At 72.1% G+C, this 23615-nt stretch carries 26 protein-coding genes; 11 read left to right on the top strand and 15 right to left on the bottom strand.

From position 1 onward, the window contains the following. Positions 1–111 precede the first annotated feature (111 nt). Positions 112–1434 (bottom strand): MFS transporter, encoded by a 1323-nt coding sequence (locus ACZ6RT_RS02600; protein WP_399188588.1) that lies wholly within the window; start codon positions 1432–1434, stop codon positions 112–114. A 204-nt stretch (positions 1435–1638) separates the two neighbouring features. Between ACZ6RT_RS02600 and ACZ6RT_RS02595 the strand changes: the two genes are divergently transcribed. Together ACZ6RT_RS02595 and ACZ6RT_RS02590 are read left to right on the top strand one after the other, a co-directional pair. Next, positions 1639–2145 (top strand): peptide deformylase, encoded by a 507-nt coding sequence (locus tag ACZ6RT_RS02595; protein WP_470152020.1) that lies wholly within the window; start codon positions 1639–1641, stop codon positions 2143–2145. Between the two features lie 212 nt (positions 2146–2357). After that, a complete protein-coding gene (locus tag ACZ6RT_RS02590; protein ID WP_344903117.1) occupies positions 2358–2561 on the top strand; it encodes a cold-shock protein in 204 nt (67 codons plus the stop codon). A 215-nt stretch (positions 2562–2776) separates the two neighbouring features. Here ACZ6RT_RS02590 and mshC read toward each other — a convergent pair whose 3' ends face one another. The 5 genes from mshC to ACZ6RT_RS02565 all read right to left on the bottom strand — a co-directional run bounded on the left by mshC (position 2777) and on the right by ACZ6RT_RS02565 (position 7268). Continuing rightward, complete coding sequence (mshC, locus tag ACZ6RT_RS02585) at positions 2777–4000, bottom strand: cysteine--1-D-myo-inosityl 2-amino-2-deoxy-alpha-D-glucopyranoside ligase (RefSeq protein ID WP_470152019.1); 1224 nt, start codon at positions 3998–4000, stop codon at positions 2777–2779. Between the two features lie 218 nt (positions 4001–4218). Next, positions 4219–4947: an NRDE family protein gene (locus ACZ6RT_RS02580; RefSeq protein WP_470152018.1), complete on the bottom strand. Its 729-nt coding sequence runs from the start codon at positions 4945–4947 to the stop codon at positions 4219–4221. Between the two features lie 279 nt (positions 4948–5226). Further along, positions 5227–5988, bottom strand: coding sequence for an SCO1664 family protein (locus ACZ6RT_RS02575; protein WP_344903126.1), 762 nt, complete (start codon positions 5986–5988; stop codon positions 5227–5229). Continuing rightward, a complete protein-coding gene (locus tag ACZ6RT_RS02570) occupies positions 5985–6557 on the bottom strand; it encodes a DUF3090 domain-containing protein (protein ID WP_399188578.1) in 573 nt (190 codons plus the stop codon). The genes ACZ6RT_RS02575 and ACZ6RT_RS02570 overlap by 4 nt, the downstream gene beginning before the upstream one ends. A 9-nt stretch (positions 6558–6566) precedes the next feature. Beyond that, the gene (locus ACZ6RT_RS02565; RefSeq protein WP_470152017.1) at positions 6567–7268 is read right to left on the bottom strand and encodes a histidine phosphatase family protein; all 702 of its coding nucleotides are present in this window, start codon (positions 7266–7268) and stop codon (positions 6567–6569) included. A 65-nt stretch (positions 7269–7333) separates the two neighbouring features. On the opposite strand from ACZ6RT_RS02565, the gene ACZ6RT_RS02560 reads away from it, so the two are divergent. Both ACZ6RT_RS02560 and ACZ6RT_RS02555 read left to right on the top strand, forming a co-directional pair. Continuing rightward, positions 7334–8278 carry an aldo/keto reductase gene (locus tag ACZ6RT_RS02560; RefSeq protein WP_470152016.1) on the top strand — a complete coding sequence of 315 codons (945 nt, stop codon included), beginning with the start codon at positions 7334–7336 and terminating at the stop codon, positions 8276–8278. A gap of 324 nt (positions 8279–8602) precedes the next feature. Continuing rightward, entirely contained in the window at positions 8603–9697 is a 1095-nt protein-coding gene (locus ACZ6RT_RS02555) for a hypothetical protein (protein WP_470152015.1), read from the top strand. Between the two features lie 111 nt (positions 9698–9808). Here the strand turns inward: ACZ6RT_RS02555 and fabI are convergent, their stop codons facing one another. Together fabI and ACZ6RT_RS02545 are read right to left on the bottom strand one after the other, a co-directional pair. Further along, entirely contained in the window at positions 9809–10573 is a 765-nt protein-coding gene (gene fabI / locus ACZ6RT_RS02550; protein WP_344903142.1) for an enoyl-ACP reductase FabI, read from the bottom strand. A 1-nt stretch (position 10574) separates the two neighbouring features. After that, on the bottom strand, positions 10575–11279 hold the full coding sequence (locus tag ACZ6RT_RS02545) for a beta-ketoacyl-ACP reductase (RefSeq protein ID WP_399188570.1): 705 nt from the start codon (positions 11277–11279) through the stop codon (positions 10575–10577). A gap of 76 nt (positions 11280–11355) precedes the next feature. Between ACZ6RT_RS02545 and ACZ6RT_RS02540 the strand changes: the two genes are divergently transcribed. The 5 genes from ACZ6RT_RS02540 to ACZ6RT_RS02520 are packed head-to-tail and all read left to right on the top strand — an operon-like array spanning position 11356 to position 15690. Continuing rightward, the gene (locus tag ACZ6RT_RS02540) at positions 11356–12855 is read left to right on the top strand and encodes a TldD/PmbA family protein (protein WP_470152013.1); all 1500 of its coding nucleotides are present in this window, start codon (positions 11356–11358) and stop codon (positions 12853–12855) included. Positions 12856–12905: 50 nt separating this feature from the next. Then, positions 12906–14273, top strand: a complete 1368-nt coding sequence (locus ACZ6RT_RS02535) for a metallopeptidase TldD-related protein (RefSeq protein WP_399188565.1) — start codon at positions 12906–12908, stop codon at positions 14271–14273. 4 nt (positions 14274–14277) lie between these two features. Beyond that, positions 14278–14814: an SDR family oxidoreductase gene (locus ACZ6RT_RS02530; RefSeq protein ID WP_470152011.1), complete on the top strand. Its 537-nt coding sequence runs from the start codon at positions 14278–14280 to the stop codon at positions 14812–14814. 29 nt (positions 14815–14843) lie between these two features. Further along, positions 14844–15005: a hypothetical protein gene (locus ACZ6RT_RS02525; protein WP_470152010.1), complete on the top strand. Its 162-nt coding sequence runs from the start codon at positions 14844–14846 to the stop codon at positions 15003–15005. 34 nt (positions 15006–15039) lie between these two features. Next, complete coding sequence (locus ACZ6RT_RS02520; protein ID WP_470152008.1) at positions 15040–15690, top strand: TetR-like C-terminal domain-containing protein; 651 nt, start codon at positions 15040–15042, stop codon at positions 15688–15690. 84 nt (positions 15691–15774) lie between these two features. Here the strand turns inward: ACZ6RT_RS02520 and ACZ6RT_RS02515 are convergent, their stop codons facing one another. Next, on the bottom strand, positions 15775–16944 hold the full coding sequence (locus ACZ6RT_RS02515) for a linear amide C-N hydrolase (RefSeq protein WP_470152007.1): 1170 nt from the start codon (positions 16942–16944) through the stop codon (positions 15775–15777). 168 nt (positions 16945–17112) lie between these two features. Continuing rightward, positions 17113–17334 (bottom strand): dodecin, encoded by a 222-nt coding sequence (locus ACZ6RT_RS02510; RefSeq protein ID WP_344903170.1) that lies wholly within the window; start codon positions 17332–17334, stop codon positions 17113–17115. 75 nt (positions 17335–17409) lie between these two features. On the opposite strand from ACZ6RT_RS02510, the gene ACZ6RT_RS02505 reads away from it, so the two are divergent. Beyond that, positions 17410–17721 carry a DUF3099 domain-containing protein gene (locus ACZ6RT_RS02505; RefSeq protein ID WP_344903173.1) on the top strand — a complete coding sequence of 104 codons (312 nt, stop codon included), beginning with the start codon at positions 17410–17412 and terminating at the stop codon, positions 17719–17721. A 190-nt stretch (positions 17722–17911) separates the two neighbouring features. On the opposite strand, the gene ACZ6RT_RS02500 is transcribed toward ACZ6RT_RS02505, so the two are convergent. The 3 genes from ACZ6RT_RS02500 to moaA are packed head-to-tail and all read right to left on the bottom strand — an operon-like array spanning position 17912 to position 19896. After that, positions 17912–18169, bottom strand: coding sequence for a DUF6457 domain-containing protein (locus ACZ6RT_RS02500; protein ID WP_344903175.1), 258 nt, complete (start codon positions 18167–18169; stop codon positions 17912–17914). A 3-nt stretch (positions 18170–18172) separates the two neighbouring features. Beyond that, complete coding sequence (gene mobA / locus ACZ6RT_RS02495) at positions 18173–18910, bottom strand: molybdenum cofactor guanylyltransferase (RefSeq protein ID WP_470152005.1); 738 nt, start codon at positions 18908–18910, stop codon at positions 18173–18175. Then, a complete protein-coding gene (gene moaA, locus ACZ6RT_RS02490; protein WP_470152003.1) occupies positions 18907–19896 on the bottom strand; it encodes a GTP 3',8-cyclase MoaA in 990 nt (329 codons plus the stop codon). The genes mobA and moaA overlap by 4 nt, the downstream gene beginning before the upstream one ends. Positions 19897–20130: 234 nt before the next feature. Between moaA and ACZ6RT_RS02485 the strand changes: the two genes are divergently transcribed. Further along, on the top strand, positions 20131–21285 hold the full coding sequence (locus ACZ6RT_RS02485; RefSeq protein WP_399188546.1) for an RtcB family protein: 1155 nt from the start codon (positions 20131–20133) through the stop codon (positions 21283–21285). Positions 21286–21430: 145 nt separating this feature from the next. Here the strand turns inward: ACZ6RT_RS02485 and ACZ6RT_RS02480 are convergent, their stop codons facing one another. Both ACZ6RT_RS02480 and ACZ6RT_RS02475 read right to left on the bottom strand, forming a co-directional pair. Continuing rightward, positions 21431–22189, bottom strand: a complete 759-nt coding sequence (locus ACZ6RT_RS02480; RefSeq protein ID WP_470152002.1) for an aspartate/glutamate racemase family protein — start codon at positions 22187–22189, stop codon at positions 21431–21433. Positions 22190–22295: 106 nt separating this feature from the next. Then, complete coding sequence (locus ACZ6RT_RS02475) at positions 22296–23609, bottom strand: NAD(P)/FAD-dependent oxidoreductase (RefSeq protein ID WP_470152001.1); 1314 nt, start codon at positions 23607–23609, stop codon at positions 22296–22298. Positions 23610–23615 lie beyond the last annotated feature (6 nt).

Genomic DNA, 23615 nt, shown 5'->3' with positions numbered 1-23615 from the left:
GCCGCGCACCGGGTCCCGGGCGTGCCGGGCGTGCCGGGCTTTCCGGACGTGCCGGGGTGCCCGGCTCGCCCGGCGGGCCCGGGGTGCCCGGGGTGCCCGGCGCGCCGCCGGTCACACGCGGGCCGCCGCCAGGCTGGGCACCGAACCCGCGGTACGCAGGTAGCAGGCCCAGGTGAGGATCGCGCACAGCACGTAGAAGGCGGCGAACGAACCCAGCGCGGCACCGGCTCCCCCGGTCGCGGCGATGGAGCTGCCGAACCCGCGGTTGATGAAGAACCCGCCGAACGCGCCGATCGCGGAGATGATCCCGACCGCCGCGGAGGAGTCCCGCCTGCCGACCGCGAGCGCCGCCTCGTAGGCCGTCGTGCCCGGGGCGAGGCCCGCGACGGCCTTGGCCCGGAAGATCGCCGGGATCATGCGGTAGGTGGAGCCGTTGCCGATTCCGGTGGTGGCGACCAGGAGCATGTAGGCGCAGAAGAAGAGCGGGAAGGCGTGCTGGGCCAGGCCCTGCCAGACCAGCGCCGCCGCGCCGGCCATGGCGCCGAAGTTGACCAGCGTCACCCGGGCGCCGCCGAGCCGGTCCGACAGCCAGCCTCCGGCCGGGCGGATCAGGGAACCGACCAGCGGGCCGAGGAAGGCCAGGGCGACCAGGGAGGCCTGCTCGGGGAACTGGCTCTTGATGAGCAGCGGGAACGCCGTGGCGTAGCCGATGAACGAGCCGAACGTGCCGATGTACAGCAGCGACATGATCCAGGTCTGGGCCCGTCCGGCGACCTTGAGCTGGTCCGCGGGGCTGGCCTTGGCGGAGGTCAGGTTGTCCATGAAGAAGTAGGCGCCGAGCGCGGCGGCCAGGATGAACGGGATCCAGAACAGCCCGGCCGCGGCCAGCCCGAACGCGCCGATCACCAGGGGCATGACGAGCTGCACGGAGCTGACCCCGATGTTGCCGCCCGCCGCGTTGAGGCCGAGCGCCGTCCCCTGCCTGCCCTGAGGGTAGAAGTGGGTGATGTTGGCCATGCTGGAGGCGAAGTTGCCGCCGCCCAGGCCCGCGGTGGCCGCGATCACCAGGAACACCCAGTACGGGGTGTTCGGGTCACCGACCGCGAACGCCAGCAGCACCGCGGGGATCAGCAGCAGCAGGGCGCTGACCACGGTGAAGTTCCGGCCGCCGAACCTGGCGGGGGCGAAGGTGTAGGGGATGCGCAGGGCCGAGCCGACCAGGTTGGGCAGTGAGACGATCCAGAAGAGCTGGTCGGTGGAGAAGTCGTAGGAGCCCATCTTCACGGTCACGATGCTCCACACGGTCCACAGCGTGAACCCCAGGTGCTCGGCGAAGATGGAGAAGATCAGGTTCCGCCGGGCCACCCTCTTGCCCTGGCCTTGCCAGAAGTCCGGGTCGTCGGGCCGCCAGTCACTGATCCAGGGCTTCGCCATCGTTCCTCCTGCGGGTTTTCGGGGCTTCGGTCCGAAAACTACGAGGGGGCGGTTACGCACATTCACTATGTGTGATGGTGCGCCGGTTACATGTGACTAACCGTGGAAATATGCAATGCACACGCCGCACTCCGGCAACATGACCGAAACACGGGGTCCCGGAGGGTGACGGTTGAGCCACGGCGGCAGCGGGAACCGTCCTCGATGCCGATTCGACCTCTGCGGGGAGTGCGCGTGGCCGTCCAGCCGATCCGACCCTTCACCGATCCCGTGCTGCGGACGGTCGCCGAGCCGGTGACCGTCTTCGACCGGGAGCTGCGCGTCCTGGTCAAGTCGCTCCAGGCCACGATGCGGGCGGGGGCCGGCCGTGCCGGTCTGGCCGCGCCGCAGATCGGGGTCCCGCTGCGGGTGGTCGTCTACGAGCTGGACGGCAGGTCCGGTCACCTGGTCAACCCCCGCCTGGAGCTGTCCGAGCGCAGGATCACCGCCGACGAGGCCTGCCTGTCGGCGCCGGGCCACTGGTGGCCACTGGAACGCTCCTACATGGTCACGGCGCGTGGCCGCGACATGTTCGGCAGACCCGTCACGGTCCGGGCGCTGGGCATGCTCGCCCGGGTGCTGCAGCACGAGGCCGACCACCTCGAGGGAACCCTGTTCGTCGACCGCCTGCCCGCCGAGGATCGGGAGCGGTTCCTCGCCTCCATCTCGTGAGTTGTGCGTCTCGATGCGGGGCGATAGAGTTAGGTTGTTGCAGTCGTAATGCTCGCTTAGCCTTATCATCTCAAGTGCTTATGAGAGTCCGCCGACAGCGGACGTTACAGGTTTCTCCGGATGGTCTCCGCGGGTGCATGGTAGGGTCCGCAACGCAGCCCCGTGCCGCCGACCTGGCGGTTCGGTGAGGCTCCCAATGAGGAGAAGTAGTTTTGTCTGAGGGCACCGTTAAGTGGTTCAACGCCGAAAAGGGCTTCGGATTCATCGCACCGGATGACGGCACCGCCGATGTCTTCGTGCACTACTCGGCAATCAACTCCGGCGGCTACCGCAGCCTGGAGGAGAACCAGCGTGTCAGCTTCGTCACCACGCAGGGCCAGAAGGGCCCGCAGGCCGACCAGGTTCAGGTCATCTGACCTGGTCTGATGGTCTGACAAAGACTTCAGATCGAGCCCGTCCCGCGCGAGCGGGGCGGGCTCGCTCGTTTTCACCCGCTCTTTCCCCGGTCGCGCCGCTCCCCGCCGGGCCTTCGGATCCCCCGGTGCTCAGGGGAGATCGGGGCTCCCCGGCGTCCACAGGGGCGCCGGGGAGCAGCCCGGAGCGCAGAGCGCGGTCCCCGGGGGTCAGGGGGTCACAGGGCGATCCCCAGCAGCGTGTCCGCGATCCGCCCGACCAGGGCCGGGGCGTCCGGGTCGGTCCCGCCCCCGGACAGGGCCCGCTCGGCCCAGTCATCGACGGCCGCCAGGGCCCCCGGGGCGTCCAGGTCGTCGGCCATCCGGTCGCGTACCCGCTCCAGCAGGGCACCGGCGTCCGGGCCGGCCTTCAGCGCCGCGGCCGAGCGCCAGCGCGCCAGCCGCGCCTCGGCCGAGGCCAGCAGGCCGGCCGTCCACTCCCAGTCCGAGCGGTAGTGGTGGGCCAGCAGCGCCAGCCGGATGGCCATCGGGTCGCTCTCCCGGCGCAGGCGGGAGACGAAGACCAGGTTGCCCTTGGACTTGGACATCTTCTCGCCGTCCAGGGCGACCATGCCCGCGTGGACGTAGGCCTTGGCGAAGGGCCACTCGCCGGACGCCACATGGCCCTCGTGGGCCCCGCACTCGTGGTGCGGGAAGATCAGGTCGGAGCCGCCGCCCGCGACGTCGAAGCCTCCGGACAGGTTCGCCAGGGCGATCGCGGTGCACTCGATGTGCCAGCCCGGCCTGCCCGGCCCGAACACCGAGGGCCAGGACGGCTCCCCCGGGCGCTCCGCGCGCCAGAGCAGCCAGTCCAGGGGGTGCTTCTTGCCCTGCCTGCCGGGGTCTCCCCCGCGCTCGCCGAACAGGGCCAGCATCCGCTCCTCGGAGTAGCCCGACACGGCGCCGAACTTGGGGGCCGCGGACACGTCGAAGTAGACGTCCCCGTCGAGCTCGTAGGTGGCGCCCTTGTCGCGCAGCACCTCGACCAGGTCCGCCACCTGGTCGATCACCTCGGTCACGGCCACGTAGTCGCGCGGCGGGAGGATGCGCAGCGCCTCCATGTCGGTCCGGAACAGCTCGATCTCACGCTCTGCCAGCTCACGCCAGTCCACGCCGGTCCGCTCCGCGCGCTCCAGCAGAGGGTCGTCCACGTCGGTGGCGTTCTGAGTGAAGTGCACCTCGTGCCCGGCGTCCCGCCAGGCCCGGTTGACCAGGTCGAAGGCGAGATAGGTGTTCGCGTGCCCTATGTGGGTGGCGTCGTAGGGGGTGATGCCGCAGACGTACATCCGTGCCGTGGCACCCGGCCGCGTGGTGACGACCTCGCGCGCGGCCGTGTCGAACAGCCGCAGCGGGACACCGGCACCGGGAAGCCCGGGAACCGTCGGCGCCGACCACGATCTCATCACATACCTCCAGCGTGGGGACCCCGGATTCTAACCCCGGGAGGGGAAGCGGAGCGGACCGCCCGGTGCCGGCGGGGATCCGGACCGCGGGAGGCCGGTGGTCCCGGCGCCGGCCATGGGAGGACGTCAAAAAAGGAGCCTATCCAGCGAACCGACCATCCCGGTCACCCCGGGGTGGTGAACAAGGACATTCACCTCAACCCCGGGGGCTCACCAGATCATTCCGGCAGGATCACGCCGAAGGCGGCCGGGTCCCGGGGGTCGGCGGTGAACTCGTAGCGGACACCCCCGGGCGCCAGCCCCAGCAGGGTGACCGACACCGACCCGAAGACCCGGCCCTCGGGCAGATCACGATTGACGATCATGGTACGGGGGTCGCCGGACGGCACTCCCGCGCCGGTGGCGAGCTCCCGCCACCTCTCCCAGGGGCCGTCGAGCCCGGACGGGCGCTCCGCGGCGGCGAACAGCGGCCGGAAGAAGGCGACGCGCTCGTCCTCCTCGCCCCGTTCCCAGCCGCTGTTGACGATCATGTGGGTTCCCGGGGGGAGGTCCTCCCGCCCCAGCGCGACCCCGTCCCAGTGCCACAGCCGGGCCCCGCCGAGGTCGGCCCGGAGCAGGTGGAAGGGGTCGTAGCCGCCCAGGCCGCTCTCGGGCAGGTCCTCCCCGGCCGCCGCGAGCAGCGGCAGGTCGCCCCGCGATCGGCGGGTCGCGTCCGGGGCGGGCAGGCCGTGCCCGTTGAGGACGGCCCCGACCCTCCTGCTCCCGGGATCGACCGCCAGCCAGGTACCGCCGCCCCGCAGGTCACGCCCGCCGATCAGGCCGGGACGCTCCCCCGGCCAGTGCTCGCCCGGGGGGACCCATGGACGGTCGGTGAACTCATCGCGCACCCCGACCACGATCAGGGGGATCTCGGCGCTCGGATCGATGCTGACGACAACCGTGCACATGCCGGGAGATTACGCCCTCGGCGGGCACGCCGTCGGGGCGGGGGTGCGTACGGCGAGGGTCCGTACGGCGAGGCCGTCCCGGCGTCACGGCGCGGTCGTCCGGGCGCGGTCCTCCGGGGACGGTCGTCCGGGGACGGCTCTCCCGGTGGGATCGTCCCGGCGGGCCGGTCGCGGGGACGGTGGGGCCGCGGGGCGGCGAGGGTCGCGGTGGTGAGGGTCGCGCGGTGGTGAGGGTCGCGCGGTGGTGAGGGTCGCGCGGTGGTGCAGGGGGTGAAGGGCTCAGATCGGCGGCCACGGGATGGCGGGCCAGTCCTTGGAGGGCATCGGGTGCAGGCCGGTGTCGAGGAGCCTGCGGACCCGGGCCCAGGTGGCCTCGACCTCGTGGGAGGTGAGGAGCTCGCGCAGGCGGTTCCCGAGGCGGCCCTCCTCCAGGTCGCGTTCGAGGCGGGTCAGGACGTTCATGGCCTCGCGCGACAGCGGCTTGCCGCGCCACTGCCACAGCACGGTGCGCAGCTTGTCCTCGGCGGAGAAGGAGACCCCGTGGTCGACCCCGTAGATGTGGCCGTCGGCGAGCGGCAGCAGGTGGCCGCCCTTGCGGTCGGCGTTGTTGACGACCGCGTCGAAGACCGCCATCCGCCGCAGCGAGGGGTGGCGGCTGCGGATCAGCACCATCAGGTCGATCTCGGGGTCGGTGTCCACCCACAGCTGGCACATGCCGGGACCGAAGGGGCCGTCGCGGTAGACGGTGGGCGGCACGATCCGCCAGCCGATGGCCGCGGACACCTCGTAGGCGGCGACCTCGCGGGCGGCCAGGGTGCCGTCGGGGAAGTCCCACAGGGGGCGCTCGCCCCGCACGGGTTTGTACACGCAGGCCGCCGAGAGCCCGGCGTGCCGTATCGAGCAGTAGAGCGTCATGTTGGTCGCCTCGACCAGGCGGCCCGCCACCTCCAGCCTTCCGTTCCGGAGCAGACGCGTCGCGGTCTCCTCGTCGAGCCCCGTGGCCGGCGCCGCACTCAGCGTCGGCTCGCTCTCAGCACTCATTCGCCTCCTCCAGCAGCTGAAGCGCTATTACCCCGGTAACCGTTGAGCCGCACGCAGATGTGCCCCTCGGGGTCGAGGGGCTGGGCACAGAGCGGGCAGGGCGGGCGCCCGGCGGCGACGAGCGCCAGGGCCCGCCTGGTGAAGGCCCGTGCGGCGACGGGGCTGATGTGAACGCGCAGTACCGTGGGCTCGTCCGTCTCCGAGGGGTCGAACTCCTCCTCCTCGGCGACCGCCTCCTGGGCCTCGATGACCACCTGGGCCGCCTCGGAGTCCCACGCGAGCGCCATGGCGCCCACGCGGAAGTCCTCGCTGATCGGCACGTCCAGGGGGGCGTTGTCCGCCGGCGCGGCCTGGACGGCGGGCATCGGGACGTCGCCCTCGCCCCGCCGCAGCACCTCGTCGAGCAGCTCGTCGAGACGGTCGGCCAACGCCGCGACCTGGAACTTCTCCAGCGCCACGGTGGTCAGCCTGCCCTGGCCCCGAGCCTGCAGGAAGAAGGCTCGTGATCCCGGTTGCCCCACGGCACCGGCCACGAATCTCTCGGGTGGATCGTAGTCGAAGACCGGCATAGCCCGACCTTACGTGGTCCCGGATCCGCCGCCGACTGCGGCATCGCTCCCGGTGGAATTTTCTCCCCCCTCCTCGCCCTCCGAACCCTCCTTTTGCCGCAATCCGCTCACATCTCCCCCGATGTCGTTGAGCCTGAGCACGAAGGGACGCAGGGGGGTGTAGCGAACGGCGGTGAGCGAGGCCGGATCGGCCGTGATCCGCTGGAACTGGTCCAGGTGAAGCCCCATGGCGTCGGCCACGATGGCCTTGATCACGTCTCCGTGGCTGCAGACGAGGTAGGTCGCCTTCGGGCCCAGCCGCTCGTTCCACTCCCTGACGGCGGTCACGGCGCGGTGCTGCACGGCCGCCAGCGACTCGCCCCCGGGAAAGGTCACCGCGCTCGGGTGGGCCTGGACGACCGGCCACAGCGGGTCCTTGACGAGCTCGGCGATCGGGCGGCCCGTCCAGTCGCCGTAGCGGCACTCGCCGAAGCGCTCGTCGGTCAGCACCTCGGCCTCCGGCCGCCCCCCGGCGACCGCCTGCGCGGTCTCCTGGCAGCGCTCCAGCGGGCTGGAGACGATCGCGTCGAGCTCCAGGCCGGCCAGCCGCGCGGCGAGCGCCTCCGCCTGGGCCCGTCCCGCGTCGCTGAGGTGGACCTCGGGGGTCCAGCCCGCGAGCACCGGGCCGGTGAGATGGGTAAGGCCGTGTCTGGCCAGCAACAAGGTCGTCACGGGGCCAAGTCTTACAGCCCTCACTCCACTACTTTTAAGTGGCCGGGCGGTAATCTGGCCGGATCATGGAGCAGCGCTATGTGGGCCGGAGCGGCCTGTCGGTGTCCCGCCTGGGTCTCGGGACGATGACGTGGGGGCGTGACACCGGAGCCGAGGAGGCCGCGGCGCAGCTCCGCACGTTCGCCGAGGCCGGCGGCACGCTCATCGACACCGCCGACGTCTACACGGGCGGTGACGCCGAACGGCTGCTCGGGCGGCTGCTGCGCGACTCGGTGCCGCGCTCGGAGCTGGTGCTGTCCACCAAGGCCGTGCTCACCCCGGCCGGCCGCCGTCCCCGCGACGCCTCCAGGAAGCACCTGATCGCCGCGATCGACGCCTCCCTGACCCGTCTGGGCGTCAACGAGGTCGACCTGTGGCAGCTGCACGCCTTCGACCCCGACGTCCCGCTGGAGGAGACCCTGGCCGCGGTGGACGCCATCGTGTCCTCGGGACGCGCCGCGTACGCCGGGGTCTGCGACTACTCGGGCTGGCAGCTCGCCGCCGCCGCGGTGGGGCAGCGGGCGGTCCCCGGCCGGGTGCCGATCGTCGCGGCCCAGGTGGAGTACTCGCTGCTGGCCCGCGAGGCCGAGCGCGAGCTGATCGCCGCGGCCGAGCACGTGGGCGCGGGCGTGCTGGCCTGGTCCCCGCTCGGGCGAGGGGTGCTCACCGGCAAGTACCGCACCGGGATCCCCGCGGACTCGCGGGCCGCGACCCCGCACTTCGCCGACTTCGTCACGCCCTACCTGGACGAGCGGTGCCGCCGGGTGGTCGAATCGGTGACGACCGCGGCCGAGGGGCTGGGCGTCTCCCCGCTGTCGGTGGCCCTGTCGTGGGTACGCGACCAGCCGGGGGTGACCTCCGCCATCGTCGGGGCCCGTACCCACGCCCAGTTGTCCGGGGTGCTCCAGGCCGAGGAGCTGACGCTGCCGGTGGAGATAAGGGAGGCGCTCGACGACGTCTCGGCCGACTGAGGGGCGGCACGCGCCGCGTACAGCGCGTACAGAACGTGTACGAGCCGCACGGGCACGTGACGGGCCGTGACGGGCCGTGACGGCGGGCCGGGAGGGCGGCACGGTACCGGACGGGACGGGCGGCCTCGACGGGAGGGCCGCTCCCGGGGAAGCGAACGGGAAAGAGCAGAACGAGAATTCGTCTCACGTATCACTAGTCGATACCGAAGGACGACTTTCCGTGGAAAAAGCGAGCCCCCCTACAAAACTGTCTGACAGACGGGCAGGGGGTCCGGACATCGGCGAGGTGCCACGGCCGTTGCCGGGACCGGGGGAAGGAGACGAGTGCGAGCTGCGATGTCCGCGGGCATCTTGGCGCTGGCGCTGGGGAGCGGAATCCCGGCGGCCGCCATCGCGCCCGTGAGCGCCGCGCGGGCCGCCGTCATGCCCTCGAACGTCACGTCCGTGCCCCTCACTCCCGCGCACACCACGCGGGACGGCACGGACCCGCGAGGCGACACGGGCACGCGGGCGGACGGCTGTGACCACGAAGGGCTGCTGGGCGCCGTCACCGGCGGTCTCTGCCATGCGGTGAACGGGGTCACGGACAGGATCGTCGGCGGCGTCGGCGGCGTCGGCGTCCCTCCGGCCCCGCTGCTGTCCTCCCCGTTCTCGTTCGCCACGCCGCCGCCCTCGTCGCCCTCCGACGACCGCGGCAGGGGTCACGAGAAGGAGCACAAGGAGAAGCGCAACGGCGGCGAGGAGGTCCCCCCGGTGCAGGAGGAGCCGCCCGCCGAGGAGGAGCCGCCGACCGGGCAGCCGACGCGCGCACCGGACGCCGCGCCCACGAAGGCCCCCGCCCCCGACAGGCCGCAGGACTCCTCAGGCCAGGACCAGACCGCCAGGACGTCACAGGACGCGCCCAAGACCCTCGACGCCCCCTGCCGGTCCGCGTCGGCCTCCCCCGGATGCACCGCCCCGTCGGCCGACGCCCTCCCGGAGGAGACGGCCTCGCCGCAGGCCTCCCCGAGTCCTTCGCGGACCCCGAAGCCCTCCCGGAGCCCGAGCCCCGCGCCCACCCGCAGGACCCCGCTGCCCGCGGTGACCTGGCACGCGCCGTCACGGCCGCCGGACCCGCACCCCCTCACCGTCGGCGAGGACCGCAGACCGTCCCCCCGCCCGTCGCCCGTGGTCGACGCCGAGGCCCCCCGGGTGGAACTGCTCTGGCCGGCCCCGCTGATGCAGGAGCTGCAGCGGCAGATGAGGAACGAGCGGCCGGTGACGCCGACCAGGTCGTCCGACACCGCGGGCACCGTGCTCACCACGGTGGTGCTCGTCGGGGCCATCCTCGCGGTCCGCCTGCTCTACAGCAGGCGGAAGATCAAGGAGTCGATACCGTTCGAGCCGGTCCCGCCGGGACACCACCACCGGGTGGCGTGACCCCGGGAACGCCGTCGTCCCGGCCGGGCGGCGAGGCACGGCCGGGACGCGAGAACGGCACGGAAGGGGCACCGAAGGCCCCGGGGACGCCCCCGGGAACGCCGGGGAACGTCACGCCCCGATGGCGTGCACCCCGCCGTCGACGTGGACGATCTCACCGGTCGTCGCGGGGAACCAGTCCGACAGCAGGGCGACGCACGCCTTGGCCGCCGGGCCCGGGTCGTTGACGTCCCAGCCGAGCGGGGCCTTGGCGGGCCAGCTGTCCTCGAACTCGACGAAGCCGGGGATGCTCTTGGCCGCCATCGTCCGGATCGGCCCGGCCGCCACCAGGTTGACCCTGATGCCGTGCTTGCCGAGGTCGCGGGCCAGGTAGCGCGAGCAGGACTCCAGCCCGGCCTTGGCCACGCCCATCCAGTCGTAGACCGGCCACGCCTTGGTCGCGTCGAAGTCCAGGCCGACGATCGCGCCGCCCTCCTTCATGAGCGGGAGCGCGGCCGTCGCGAGCGACTTGAACGAGTACGTGGAGACCTGGAGGGCGGTCGCCACGTCCTCCCACGAGGTGTTCAGGAAGTTGCCGCCCAGGGCGCTCTGCGGGGCGAAGCCGATGGCGTGCACCACCCCGTCCAGTCCGCCCAGGTGCTCGCCGACCCGGTCGGCCAGCGAGCCGAGGTGCTCCTCGCTGGTGACGTCGAGCTCCAGCACCGGGGGCGGCTCGGGCAGCCGTTTGGCGATGCGCTCGACCAGGCTGAGCCGGCCGAAGCCGGTGAGCACGATCTGCGCGCCCTCCTCCTGGGCCAGCTTGGCCACCGTGAAGGCGATGGAGGCGTCGGTGAGCACACCGGTGATCAGGAGTCGCTTGCCGTCGAGGATTCCCATGTCAGTGTCCCATTCCCAGGCCGCCGTCGACGGGGATGACGGCCCCCGTGATGTAGGCGGCGTCCTCGCCGGCCACGAACCTGACCACACGTGCGATCTCCTCCGCGCTGGCGTACCGGCCCAGCGGGATGTTCTTCCTGATCTGCTCCTGGTACGCCTCGTCCAGCTCGGCCGTCATGTCGGTCTCCACGAAACCGGGGGCGACCACGTTGACGGTGATGTTGCGCGAGCCGAGCTCCCTGGCCGCCGACCGGGCGAAGCCGATCATGCCCGCCTTGGAGGCGGCGTAGTTGCTCTGCCCGGCCGAGCCGAGCATCGCCACCACCGAGGAGATCAGCACGATGCGTCCCCGCTTGAGCCGGAGCATGCCCCGGGTGGCGCGCTTGGCGACCCGGTAGGCGCCGGTGAGGTTGGCGTCGATGACGTCGGTGAAGGTCTCCTCCTTCATCATCGGCAGCAGCGTGTCCCGGGTGATGCCCGCGTTGGCCACGAGCACCTCGACCGGGCCGTACTCGGCCTCGACCTTCGCGAACGCGGCGTCCACGTCCGCCGTGCTGGTCACGTCGCAGCGCACGCCGAACAGTCCCTCGGGGGGCTGTCCGGATCGGTAGGTCACGGCGACGTCGTCGCCTGCCTGGGCGAGTTCGCGGGCGATCGCGAGGCCGATGCCGCGATTGCCGCCGGTTACGAGAACAGAGCGAGCCATGGTCCGAAGGTATCGGCTACCGAGCGGTAACTCTGTTGTCCGAGAGGGACAAGATCACGGCGCTAGGATCGTCGGCATGCGCCAGATCGATGCCGACTTCCTCGCCCTCCCGCTGCGGCGGCTGGCGGACGCGGCCCTGCAGCGCGCCCGTGACCTGGGCGCCGAGCACGCCGACTTCCGGCTGGAGCGGATCCGCGGCCAGACCGTGCGCCTGTCCGACACCTCGCTGGAGGGGGCCATCGACGCCGACACCCTCGGGTACGCCGTGCGGGTCGTCAAGGACGGCACGTGGGGTTTCGCCGCGGGCATCGAGCTCACCGCGGAGGCCGCCGCCGCGGTCGCCGAGCAGGCGGTGGCGGTGGCGGTCGTCAGCGCGGCGATCAACCGCGAACCGGTCGAGCTGGCCCCCGAGCCGGTGCACGCCGACGTCACCTGGGTCTCCTCCTACGAGCTCGACCCGTTCGAGGTGCCGATGCGCGACAAGGCGGCGCTGCTCGCCGACTGGTCGGGCGACCTGCTGCGCGACCCGGGCGTGGACCACACGCAGGCGTCGCTGATGCAGGTCAAGGAGCAGAAGTTCTACGCCGACACGGCCGGGACGGTCACCACCCAGCAGCGGGTGCGCGTCCATCCCCGCGTCCAGGCGATGCGGGTGCTGGACGGCCGCTTCGACTCGGCGCGGACGCTCGCCCCTCCGGTCGGCCGGGGGTACGAGTACCTCACCGGCACCGGCTGGGACTTCCCCGCCGAGCTGGCCCGCATCCCGGAGCTGCTCGCCGAGAAGCTGCGGGCCCCCTCGGTCGAGGCGGGCCCGTACGACCTGGTGATCGACCCGTCGAACCTGTGGCTGACCATCCACGAGTCGGTGGGGCACGCCACCGAGCTGGACCGCGCCCTGGGGTACGAGGCGGCGTACGCCGGGACGAGCTTCGCCACCTTCGACCGGCTCGGCGAGCTGGTGTACGGCTCCGAGGCGATGAACGTGACCGGTGACCGTACCGTCGAGCACGGCCTGTCCACCATCGGCTACGACGACGAGGGCGTCGCCACCCGGGAGTTCGACATCGTCTCCGACGGCGTCCTGGTCGGCTACCAGCTCGACCGGCGGATGGCACTGCTGAAGGGCCTGGGCGCCTCCAACGGCTGCGCCTTCGCCGACTCCCCGGGCCACACCCCGATCCAGCGGATGGCCAACGTCTCGCTCCGCCCGGCGCCGGACGGCCCCTCCACCGAGGAGCTGATCTCCGGCGTCGACCGGGGCATCTACGTGGTGGGCGACCGGAGCTGGTCCATCGACATGCAGCGGTACAACTTCCAGTTCACCGGCGAGCGGTTCTACCTGATCGAGAACGGCCGTCTCGCGGGCCAGCTGCGCGACGTCGCCTACCAGGCCACCACGACCGACTTCTGGAGGTCGCTGGCGGCGCTCGGCGGGCCGCAGACGTACGTGCTGGGCGGGGCGTTCAACTGCGGCAAGGGCCAGCCGGGGCAGGTCGCCCCGGTCAGCCACGGCTGCCCGTCGGCGCTCTTCCGCGGCGTGCGCGTCCTCAACACCGTCCAGGAGAGTGGAAGTTGAACACCCATGAGGGGCGGACCGGAGAGAGTGAGCGGCGGGAGAGGATCGGGATGAGCCCCCAGGAGATGATCGAGAAGGCACTGGAGCTCTCCACGGCCGACGACACCGTCGTGATCGTGGAGGAGGGGTCGAGCGCCAACCTGCGCTTCGCGGGCAACACCCTCACCACCAACGGCGTGTCGCGCTCGTCCCAGCTGACCGTGATCTCCGTCGTGGGCCGGGGCGTGGGCGTGGTGTCGCGGTCGGCGGTGCGGGCGGACGGGCTCGACGACGTGGTGGCCGCCGCCGACCACGCCGCCGAGGACGCACGGCCGTCCGAGGACGCCCGGCCGCTCTTGGAGGGCACCCGCTCCGACGGTTGGGACGATCCGGCCGAGCCGACCTCGATCGGGGTCTTCGGCGCCTTCGCCCCGGCCCTGGGAGAGGCCTTCGCCGCGGCCGAGGCGGGCGGGCGCAGGCTGTACGGGTTCGCCGAGCACGAGGTCACCACGACCTTCGTGGGGACCTCGGCCGGCGCGCGGCTCCGGCACGCCCAGCCCACCGGCCGCCTGGAGCTCAACGCCAAGTCCCCCGACATGAGGCGCTCGGCCTGGACCGGGGTGTCCACCCGCGACTTCGCCGATGTCGACGTCATGGCCCTGGACGCCGAGCTGGCCCGGCGCCTGGCGTGGGCGGAGAACCGGGTGGACCTGCCCGCGGGCCGGTACGAGACGCTGCTGCCGCCGTCGGCCGTGGCGGACCTGATGATCTACCTGTACTGGACGGCCGGGGCCCGCGACGCCCTGGAGGGACGCACGGTCTTCTCCCGGCCGGGCGGCGGCACCCGCGTCGGCGACACGCTCTCCTCGCTGCCGGTCCGGCTGTACTCCGACCCGGGGGCGGCCGGGGTGGAGTGCCCGCCGTTCGTGGTGGCGCACGCCTCGGGCCGGCAGACCTCGGTGTTCGACAACGGGATGCCGCTGGCGCCCACCGACTGGATCTCCGACGGCAGGCTGGCCGGCCTGCTGCAGACCCGGCACACGGCCGAGCTGACCGGCCTTCCGACGACCCCGGCCGTCGACAACCTGATCATGCGGGGGCCCGAGGGGGGCAGGTCGCTGGAGGAGATGATCGCCTCCACCGAGCGCGGCCTGCTGCTGACCTGCCTGTGGTACATCCGCGAGGTCGACCCGCAGTCGCTGCTGCTGACCGGGCTGACCCGGGACGGCGTCTACCTGGTGGAGAAGGGCGAGGTGGTGGGCGAGGTGAACAACTTCCGCTTCAACGAGAGCCCGGTGGACCTGCTGCGCCGCCTGACCGAGGTCGGCGCCTCGGAGCAGACCCTGCCGCGCGAGTGGGGCGACTACTTCAACCGTGCGATCATGCCCGCGATCCGGGTGCCCGACTTCAACATGTCGACGGTCAGCCAGGCCAGCTAGTGCCGTGACCGGGGAGGTCACCGGCCTGTTCGAGCGGGCGCGCACCGCCTTCGGCGGCGTCGACGTCGTCGTCCACACCGCGGGCGTCATGCCCCTGGCGCCGATCGCGGACATGGACCTCGACGAGTTCGACCGGGTGCAGCGGACCAACGTCCGCGGGACGTTCGTCGTGAACCAGGCCGCGGCCCGGGTGGTCCGCGCCGGTGGGAGCGTCGTGAACTTCTCGACGTCCGTGACCCGCCTGCAGCAGCCCACCTACGGCGCCTACGCCGCGTCGAAGGGCGCCGTCGAGGCCCTCACCCTGATCCTGGCGCGGGAGCTGCGCGGGCACGACGTCACCGTGAACGCGGTCGCACCCGGCCCGACCGCGACGCCGCTGTTCCTCGACGGGAAGCCGCAGGAGGTCGTCGACCACCTGTCCTCCCTGGCCCCCCTGGAGCGGCTGGGCACCCCGGACGACATCGCGCGCTCGGTGCTCGGCCTCATCGACGCCCGCTGGATCAACGGCCAGGTCGTGTACGTCAACGGCGGCATCCCCTGACCACGCGTTCGCACACGAGAGGATCGGACATGGCAGGGAAGGTCGTCGTCAGCGGCGGAGCCGGCAGCGGCCTCGGCGCGGGAGCGGCCCGCCGCCTCGCCGACGACGGCGACATCGTCGTCCACGTCGGCATGCGCGAGACCGCGACACGGAACGCCCCCCGGGCCGATCACCGGCCGACGTGCCCGTGAGAGCACCGCGCGGGGGTGCCTATCATGGGACCCCATGCGGGTGAGCTCCATCGGCGGACCGTCGGACGAGAAGAACCCCATGACGGCACAGGCTCCGGCACGGTCCTCCGAGGGCCGCAGAAGACGGTCGGCGGACGAGGTGCGCGCGACCGTCCTCCGGACCACGGCCCGGCTCCTCCTGGAGGGCGGAATGTCGGCCGTCACGTTCGACAGGGTCGCGCAGGCGGCCCCCGCCGGCAAGGCCACGATCTACAAGTGGTGGCGCTCACCGGGAGCGCTGGCGGCCGAGGCGTACTTCGCCCACGTCGAGGAACGACTCCACTTCGACTCCACCGGCGACATCGAGCACGACCTCCGCGCCCAGCTGCGCGCCTTCGTGACGCTGCTCATGCAGCCCGACGTGGGAAAGGCGATCGCCCACCTCATCGGCGCGGCCCAGGACGACCCCGACCTCGCCAGGGCGTGGTCGGAGAACTACTCACGGGACCGCAGGCGGCTCGCCGTCGATCGCCTCGTCGAGGCTCGGAACGCCGGGCAGATCCGTCAGGACGTCGATCCGCAGGCCGTCGTCGACCAGCTCTGGGGCGCCTGCTACCACCGCCTCCTCCTTCCCGACGAAGCGCTCACCCTGGCGTTCGCGGACGCCCTCGTCGACAACCTCGGACGCGGCATCCTCACCGGGTGATCCCGCGGAACCGGGCGGCCTCGCCCGGCGCCGGACCCCGTCGCACCGGGCCTCCCCGCACCGGGCCTCGCCGCACGGTCTCGATCAGCGCTGGACCAGGGGGACGGTGTGCACGCGTTGCCAGCGCTGGCCCGTCACCACCCGGGCGGTGGCGTCGGTGAGGTCGTACACGACCGACCAGCGGGTGTGGGTCTGGGCCACCTGGCGCAGCAGGCCCATGGCGTCGCGCCAGTCCCTGGCGGCGGGCAGCCCTCGGGCGAGCGTGCCGTAGCGGCCGTCGGCCCGGCGCTGGGCGGCGGAGGTGCCGGTCATGGTGAAGTTGGTGAGCATCCGGTCGTCGATGACGTTGAGCCTGCCCCGGGCGTACTCCACCACGACCGACCTGCCCGTCGCGTCGGCGATCAGGTAGTGGACCTGCGGCCCGATGGTGAAGTCCACGTCGTGGCGGCGCATGACCGCCACCGCCTCGTCCACCGTGGCCGCCTCGTCGAGCATCATCCGGATGACGCGCACGCTGCCGATGTCGGGACGGTCGGGTGAGGGCTCGGGCAGCCCGCCCTCGGGCGCCGTGGCCATCCCGATCGCCAGGCCCTTCTCGTTGACGCCGTCGAACGGGGCGAGCACGGCGTGGGCCATCCTGCGCCGGTCGGGGGCGGCGGTCAGGTCGGGCGGGTCGGAACCGCCGATCAGGTGGAACAGGTCCACGACGGAGACCGAGGCGTAGCCGTCGGGCGGGTCGGCGTGCACGATCAGCGCCGGGTTGGGCTCCCAGTCGAAGTTGCGGCCGAACAGCGGCCGGTCACCGGCGAGGGCGAACAGCGAGCAGGCCCACCCGTCGGCGGGGGCGGCCAGCTCCTCCTCGCCCAAGGGCGCCTGACGGTCGTAGGAGCCGTGGAAGGTCATCTCGTACAGCGGAAGGTCGTCGATCTTCCGGATGCTGCGGATCGTCCGCTCGACCTCGGTGGCGCTCTGGCGCAGCAGTGGTTCCCCTCCTGTCCCGGACCGCGGGGCCGTCACGGGCCGCGGCGTCGTACCCGGACGGCTCGTGCCGGGACGGCTCGCGTCCGGCCCGGCGTCCGGTGTCGTGGTGAGCCCGGTCGCCGGCGGGCGCGACGCGGTGGGAGCGTCGTCGGGCACGGTGGCAGGCGCGGTGGCAGGCGGGGTGACAGCTGTGGACGTCCCGCCCGCCGAGGCCGCGCAGCCGGTCGCCAGCATCAGCGCCGCGGCCAGCGCGAGCCGTGCCACCGGCGCCACCGGCGTTCCCGACGCTCCCTGCGTCCGGCGCGGCCCATGCGACCCGCGCGTCCCATGGTTCCCGTGCGTCCCGGACGTCCCGGCCGGTCCTGTGCCACGTCCGGTCTGCGCGGTTCGTCTCTCTTCCACCCCGGCAGTCTGCGTCACCGGAGGGCCCGGCGTACAGGCTCAGCCGTCCTCGTCGTCCTCCAGGCGGAATCCGACCTTCATCGAGACCTGGAAGTGGCCGACCTCCCCGCCCTCGATGTGCCCCCTGATCTCGGTCACCTCGAACCAGTCGAGGTGGCGCAGGGTCTGGGCGGCGCGGCGGACACCGTTGCGCACGGCCGCCTCGACGCTGTCCCCCGACGTTCCGACCACTTCGGTCACCCGGTACGTTCGATCTGTCATCTCATGCTTGTTCCCAGAAAGCGGTGACCGCATGACCGTTCGCAGCAGGCTGATATGAGGCCTAGATTGGGAATCGTGAACGGATGGCGTAGACGTCCGGTGGTCCATCAGGTGACCGACGCCCAGCCCTCGCTGAGTGATGACATCGGCAAGCGCGAGAAGAGCTACTTCATCAAGATGGGGATCCGGCTGTTGTGCCTGATCCTCGCCTTCACCGTGCCCGCCCCGATGCCCGTCAGGCTGTTGCTCTTCGCCGGAGCGATCTTTTTACCATACATTGCCGTCATCGGGGCCAACGCGCCGCCGCGAGGACCGTCCGTTGCCCCTGACGTGGGAGATTCCACACAGAGCGAGATCCCGCTCCATCGACGCGAGATCGGGTCGTGACTAAGTCTTGACGCATCCCAAGGGTAGTAGGTGTACGCTTTAACCAAGTGCCCTGGTCCCCCGTCGGGGCACTGTTGCCGGCGTTCCGGGCCCCCGTCGGAACGCCGATGAAGCAACGCCGGGTGGTTTGCCCCCGTAACCACCCGGCGTTGCCCTTTTATCGAACCTTTGTTTTTATCCTCTTTCTTGGCTATTTATCGCCCAGCGTCTCGGTCGTCGCCTGCTCCCAGTTGCGCGCCAGCGTGGTCAGCCTCTCCACCACCTCCGGCGGCGCCGTTCCCGCCCCCTGAGCCAGGCCGAGCAGGTACGCCGTCAGCGGCGCGGCCGGCCGGGTCACACCGTGCGCGACCTCCTTGGTCAGGTCCAGCAGCTCGTCACGGTCGATCGTCGCGGGGTCGATGCCCAGCTCCCGGCAGACCAGCGCGGTCCACTCCGCCAGCACGTTCATCCGTCACTCCTCGTCCGCGGTCGCGGCCGTCCCGTGCGGGTGCCGCTCGCGCGGTGCCCGGGACGGATTCGCGTCCTCGCCGTCGGAGCCCGGCTCCATCGCACGGGCCCGCTGTAGATCGTCCATGGTGTCGCAATCGAACCACGGCCTGCCGGGGAGATGAAGGGTGATCGGGGAGAGCGGGGCCAGCAGGCCGCGCAGCGACCGGCCCTCGTAGCGGGCGAGCGCCCGTGCCAGGCTCTCCGTCCGCCACACCCCGGCGAGCCACTGCTCGCGGCCCTCGTCGTCGAGGAGCACCGCCCCGGCCGCCGGTGATCTCCCCGGAGCCGGTTCCCGTACGGCCTCCCTCGCGCCCGGCTCCCCTGCGCCTCGCTCCCCCGGGTCCGGTTCCTCCGGATCGGGCCGTCCCGTGGCCGCCTCCAGCAGGGCCGTGACGTGCCCGGCCGTCAGGAACGGCAGGTCGGCGGCGAGCAGCGCCGTCCACGGGGCGGTCATCTCGGCCAGTCCCGCCCGGAGCGCCGGGACCGGGCCGCCGCCCGGCGGATCCTCCCGGCGGAACACCGCGCGCGGCAGCCCGGGACGGGAAGGCCCCACGATCACCAGCCGCTCCGCCGAGGACACCGCGGCGGCCACCGACTCGACCAGCGGGCGGCCCGAGACGCGCAGGCCGGGCTTGTCACGGCCGTCGAGCCGTCGCGCGAGCCCGCCCGCCAGGATGCAGGCGTCGTACCGGATCGTCATCCGCCGATGGCGGACATCGGGCGGGACGGCTGCAGGAAGGAGGGGTCGTCGATGCCGTGACCGGCCTTCTTGATCCGGACCGCGGAGCGCCAGCGCTCGGCGATCTCGTCGTCTCCGGCGCCGGAGCGCATCGCGGCCCTCAGGTCCGACTCGTCGGTGGCGAACAGGCAGTTGCGGATCTGCCCGTCGGCGGTGAGCCGTACCCGGTCGCACGCGCCGCAGAACGGGCGGGTGACCGAGCCGATGACGCCGACCCGGGCCGGTCCGCCGTCGACGAGGAAGCTCTCGGCCGGGGCGCTGCCGCGCTCCACCGGGTCGTCGCCGGTCAGCCGGAAGGCGTCCCCCAGCCGGGCGAGGATCTCGTCGGCCGTGATCATGTTCTCCCGGGTCCAGCCGTGCTGGGCGTCCAGGGGCATCTGCTCGATGAACCGGAGCTCGTAGCCCCGCTCCAGGCAGTAGCGCAGCAGCGGCACGGCCTCGTGGTCGTTGATCCCGCGCATCAGCACGGTGTTGATCTTCACCGGCCGGAGCCCGGCGGCGTCGGCGGCCTCCAGGCCGCGCAGGACGTCGTCCAGCCGGTCGCGGTGGGCGAGCCGTTTGAAGGTCTCGCGGTCGAGGGTGTCGAGGGAGACGTTGACCCGGCTCAGGCCGGCGTCGGCCAGGGAGGCGGCCATCCGGCTCAGGCCGATCCCGTTGGTCGTCAGCGAGACCTGCGGGGCGGGGGTCAGCACGGTGGTGCGGGAGACGATGTCGACCAGTTCCCTGCGGAGCAGGGGCTCACCGCCGGTGTAGCGGACCTCGGTGACGCCCAGCCGCTCCACCCCGATGGTGACCAGGCGGACGATCTCGTCGGCGGTCAGCAGCTCGGGCTTGGGCAGCCATTCGAGCCCCTCGGGAGGCATGCAGTACGAGCAGCGCAGGTTGCAGCGGTCCGTGAGGGACACCCGCAGATCGGTCGCCACACGCCCGAACGAGTCCTGCAACACGGAGTGCCACCTTCCGGTCGGTCGCCTGTGTGTGCGAACAGGGACCAGCCTACGGCCTGTCACCCGCCCGGCCCCGGACGGGCCTCCATCGGTCCAACATCACCGCGGGACGGTTGATTCCTCGCGCGGGCGCTCCCCTGCGGCGACGCGTCGCATCCGGGCAGGCCCCGGTAAAATGGGTGGGATATCGCATCGTCGATGGGCAGACTGGATCTCGCAACGAAGGAGATCATCATGCCGAACCATCCCGCACCGAACCTGGTGTCGTGGGCCAGCGAGATCGACGAGGGTACGATCATGCAGGCCGCGCGCGCCGCCCGCCTGCCGTTCGTCTCCGGCCACGTCGCCCTCATGCCCGACGCGCACATCGGTATCGGCGCGACGGTCGGATCGGTGATCCCCACCGAAGGGGCGATCATCCCGGCCGCCGTGGGCGTCGACATCGGCTGCGGCATGGTCGCGACCGAGACCACGCTCACCGCCTCCGACCTGCCCGACACCCTCGCCGCGCTGATGCCGCTGGTGGAGAGGCGCATCCCGGCCGGTGTCGGCAAGGGTCACGACGACCCGTCGCTCGACCGCGCGCTGAGCGACCTCGGCCGCCCGCACACCGGCCTGACCCCCCAGCAGGAGAAGAAGGTCTCGCTGCAGTTCGGCACCCTCGGGTCCGGCAACCACTTCGTCGAGGTCTGCCTGGACGAGCGTGACCGGGTCTGGACGGTGCTGCACTCGGGGTCGCGCGGCATCGGCAACCTGCTCGCCACCAAGCACATCGTCGACGCCAAGAAGCTGATGAAGAGGCAGGCGATCGGCCTGGAGGACCCGGACCTGGCCTACCTGGTGCAGGGCAGCCCGGAGTTCACCGCCTACATCGAGGACATGCTCTGGTCGCAGGCGTACGCCATGGCCTCGCGTGCCCGGATGGACAAGGTGCTGAGCGACGCGCTGTTCCGCGTCGTCGGCAAGGGGCAGCGGGTCAGGACCATCAACTGCCACCACAACTTCACCCAGCGGGAGAGCCACGACGGCAAGGAGCTGTGGATCACCCGCAAGGGGGCCATCAAGGCCGACACCGGTGACGAGGGCGTGATCCCGGGCTCGATGGGGACGCGCTCGTACATCGTGCGCGGTCTGGGCAACCCGATGTCGTACAACTCCTGCTCCCACGGGGCGGGCCGCAGGATGTCGCGTACCAGGGCCAAGAAGGAGCTGTCGGCGGCGTCGCTGACCGAGGCGATGCGCGGCCGCACCTGGAACGCGGACCGGGCCGCCGCCCTGGTGGACGAGCACCCGGAGGCGTACAAGTCGATCGACCAGGTGATGGCCGACCAGAAGGACCTGGTCGCGGTCCAGCACACGCTGCGCCAGGTGTTCAACTACAAGGGGTGAGCCCGCCCTCCTCGTGGCCGGGACGGCGTTCCGGCCACGAGGAGGAGCCGGGAGCGACCGGGGTGCTCCCCGGCCCGCCGGGTCGCCGGGCGGCACCTGATCGGGCCGGTGTTCGGTCGGTGCTCGGTGGGTGCTCGGTGGGTGCTCAGGGGGTGCGGAAGGGCCGGCGGGTGAGGCCGCTGTGGACCATCTCGGTGAGCGTCACGATGTCGAAGACCGGCAGGCCGATCCGTTCCTGGACGGCGTGGGCGTAGGGCACCAGGTCGGTGCACTCGATGACGAGCGCCCCCATGTCGGGGTTGTCCCGGGCCAGCCGTTCGGCCTGGCCGAGCACCTCGCGGCCCAGGCGGGCGGCGTCCAGGTCCGGGCGCCGGGCCTCCAGCATGACCTCGCGGAACTCCGGCTGTTCCTCCATGCCCGCCACGCAGACCGGGACGTTCTCGGCTCCCACCCCCTCCAGATGACGCCGGGTGAGGGAGCGTTCCTTGGCGACCAGCAGGCCGACCTTCCGGTCCGAGCCGATCATGCGGGCGACCATGGGCACCTGGATCAGGCTGGAGGAGTAGAGCGGCACCGTGACCGCGTCGGCCAGTTCCCGCTGGAAGATGGCGAGGAAACCGCAGCCGCTGGTGACGGCCGCCGCGCCCCGCGCCTGGAGGTCCCGGGCCGCGTCGACGAACGGGCCGAGCAGCCGGGGGTCGGCCTGGGTCACCACGCGTTCGGCGGTCGCGCCCTCCACGACCCGGTAGAGGACGGGGAAGTCGAAGGTGGCCCGGTTGCGGATGTGCCCGGGGATCTTGGTGAACGAGGTGTCCATGCAGATGACACCGATGGCGACCTCGCGTCCCGTCTCGGTCTCGGCTCCGGTCCTGCTCGCGGCTCCGGTCTCGGTCTCGGCTTTCACGGCGGTCCTCTCCCGTGCGGTTCCGTGTCGTGTCGGGGGCGTGCGGGTTCCCTCTCCGGGCCGATCGGCATGGACGGCCCGCCGGATCGGCGTGGACGGCCCGCGGTCAGCGCCGGAGACGGAGACGGCGCGCAAGGCCGCCGTAGCGTCCGGGGCGCAGCGGCGCGAGGTCCGTCTCGGGTGGCTCCCCGGTGACGATCTGGGCGATCAGCCTGCCGCTGACCGGCGCGAGACCCATGCCGATGTGGCCGTGGCCGCACGCGACGGAGAGGTTGCGGTAGGAGCCGGCCCGCCCCAGGAAGGGGAGGCCGTCCGGGCTGCACGGCCGGAACCCGCTCCAGGTCTCCAGGATCTCGGTCCGTTCCATCCCCGGAAGGTAGGTGCGGACGGTGCGCAGGATGCCGTCCACCCGCCGGCGGGAGACGGTGGCGTCCATGCCGGACAGCTCCAGGGTCCCGCCGAAGCGCAGGCGGTCGCCGAGCGGTACGAGCGCCACCTTTCCCTCGCCGAGCAGGACCGGCAGCCGGGGGCCGCCGGCCGGCGCCTTGACCGTGATCGAGTAGCCCTTCGCGGGCTGGAGGTTCAGGCCGACGCCGAGCCCGCGGGCGCACTCCGCCGACCACGTTCCCGCGGCGACGACCGTCTCGGCGGGGGTGAGGTCTCCGCGCGTGGTCCTGACCCGCCTGACCTCTCCTCCCCCGGTCCCGAAGCCGACGACCTCCGTCCGCTCGTGGATCTCGACGCCCATCCCGCGCAGCGTGCGGGCCAGGCCGGTGAGGAACTCGGGTACGCGCAGGTAGGCGCCCTCCTCGTTGTACAGGGCGCCGTGGACGTCGAACTCGGTGTCCGGTTCGAGCTCGCGCAGCTCCCCCGGTTCCAGCACGCGCAGCGGCACGCCACCGGCCACCGTCGCGGGCACCGACCGGCACGCCTTCTCGAACCCCTGCCGGGTCCGGTACGTGAGCAGCATGCCCTGGGCGGTGAAGGCCGATGCGAGGTCGCCGGAGGAGCAGAGCTCGCGGAGGATGTCCAGGCTCCGCTTCTTCATGTCGACGAGCACGCGGAACCCCGCCCGGGCGTCCCGCTCGTTGCAGGCGCGGCGGAAGTGCCACAGCCACCACAGCAGGGCGGGGTCCGGGCGGGGTCTGATGTGGAAGGGGCTCTCCGGGTCGAGCAGCCAGCGCAGCCCCTGGGCCATCACGCCGGGTTCGGCCAGCGGGAGCGCGCCCTGGGTCCCGACGAAGCCGGTGTTGCCGTACGAGCAGGACTGCGGGCCGCCGACCGGCCCGCGTTCCACGACGGTCACGCTCAGGCCCGCGAGGCGCAGGTGGTAGGCGCAGAACAGGCCGACGATGCCGCCGCCGATGACGAGGACGTCCGGGTCGCGTCGGAGGGGGACGGGGGTGCTCGGGGCGGGCATCGCCGG

This window comes from Streptosporangium sp. NPDC050148 (genome assembly GCF_055586505.1).
Note: the sequence above shows the minus strand (reverse complement) of the source record. Positions and strands in the feature narration are given on the sequence as shown.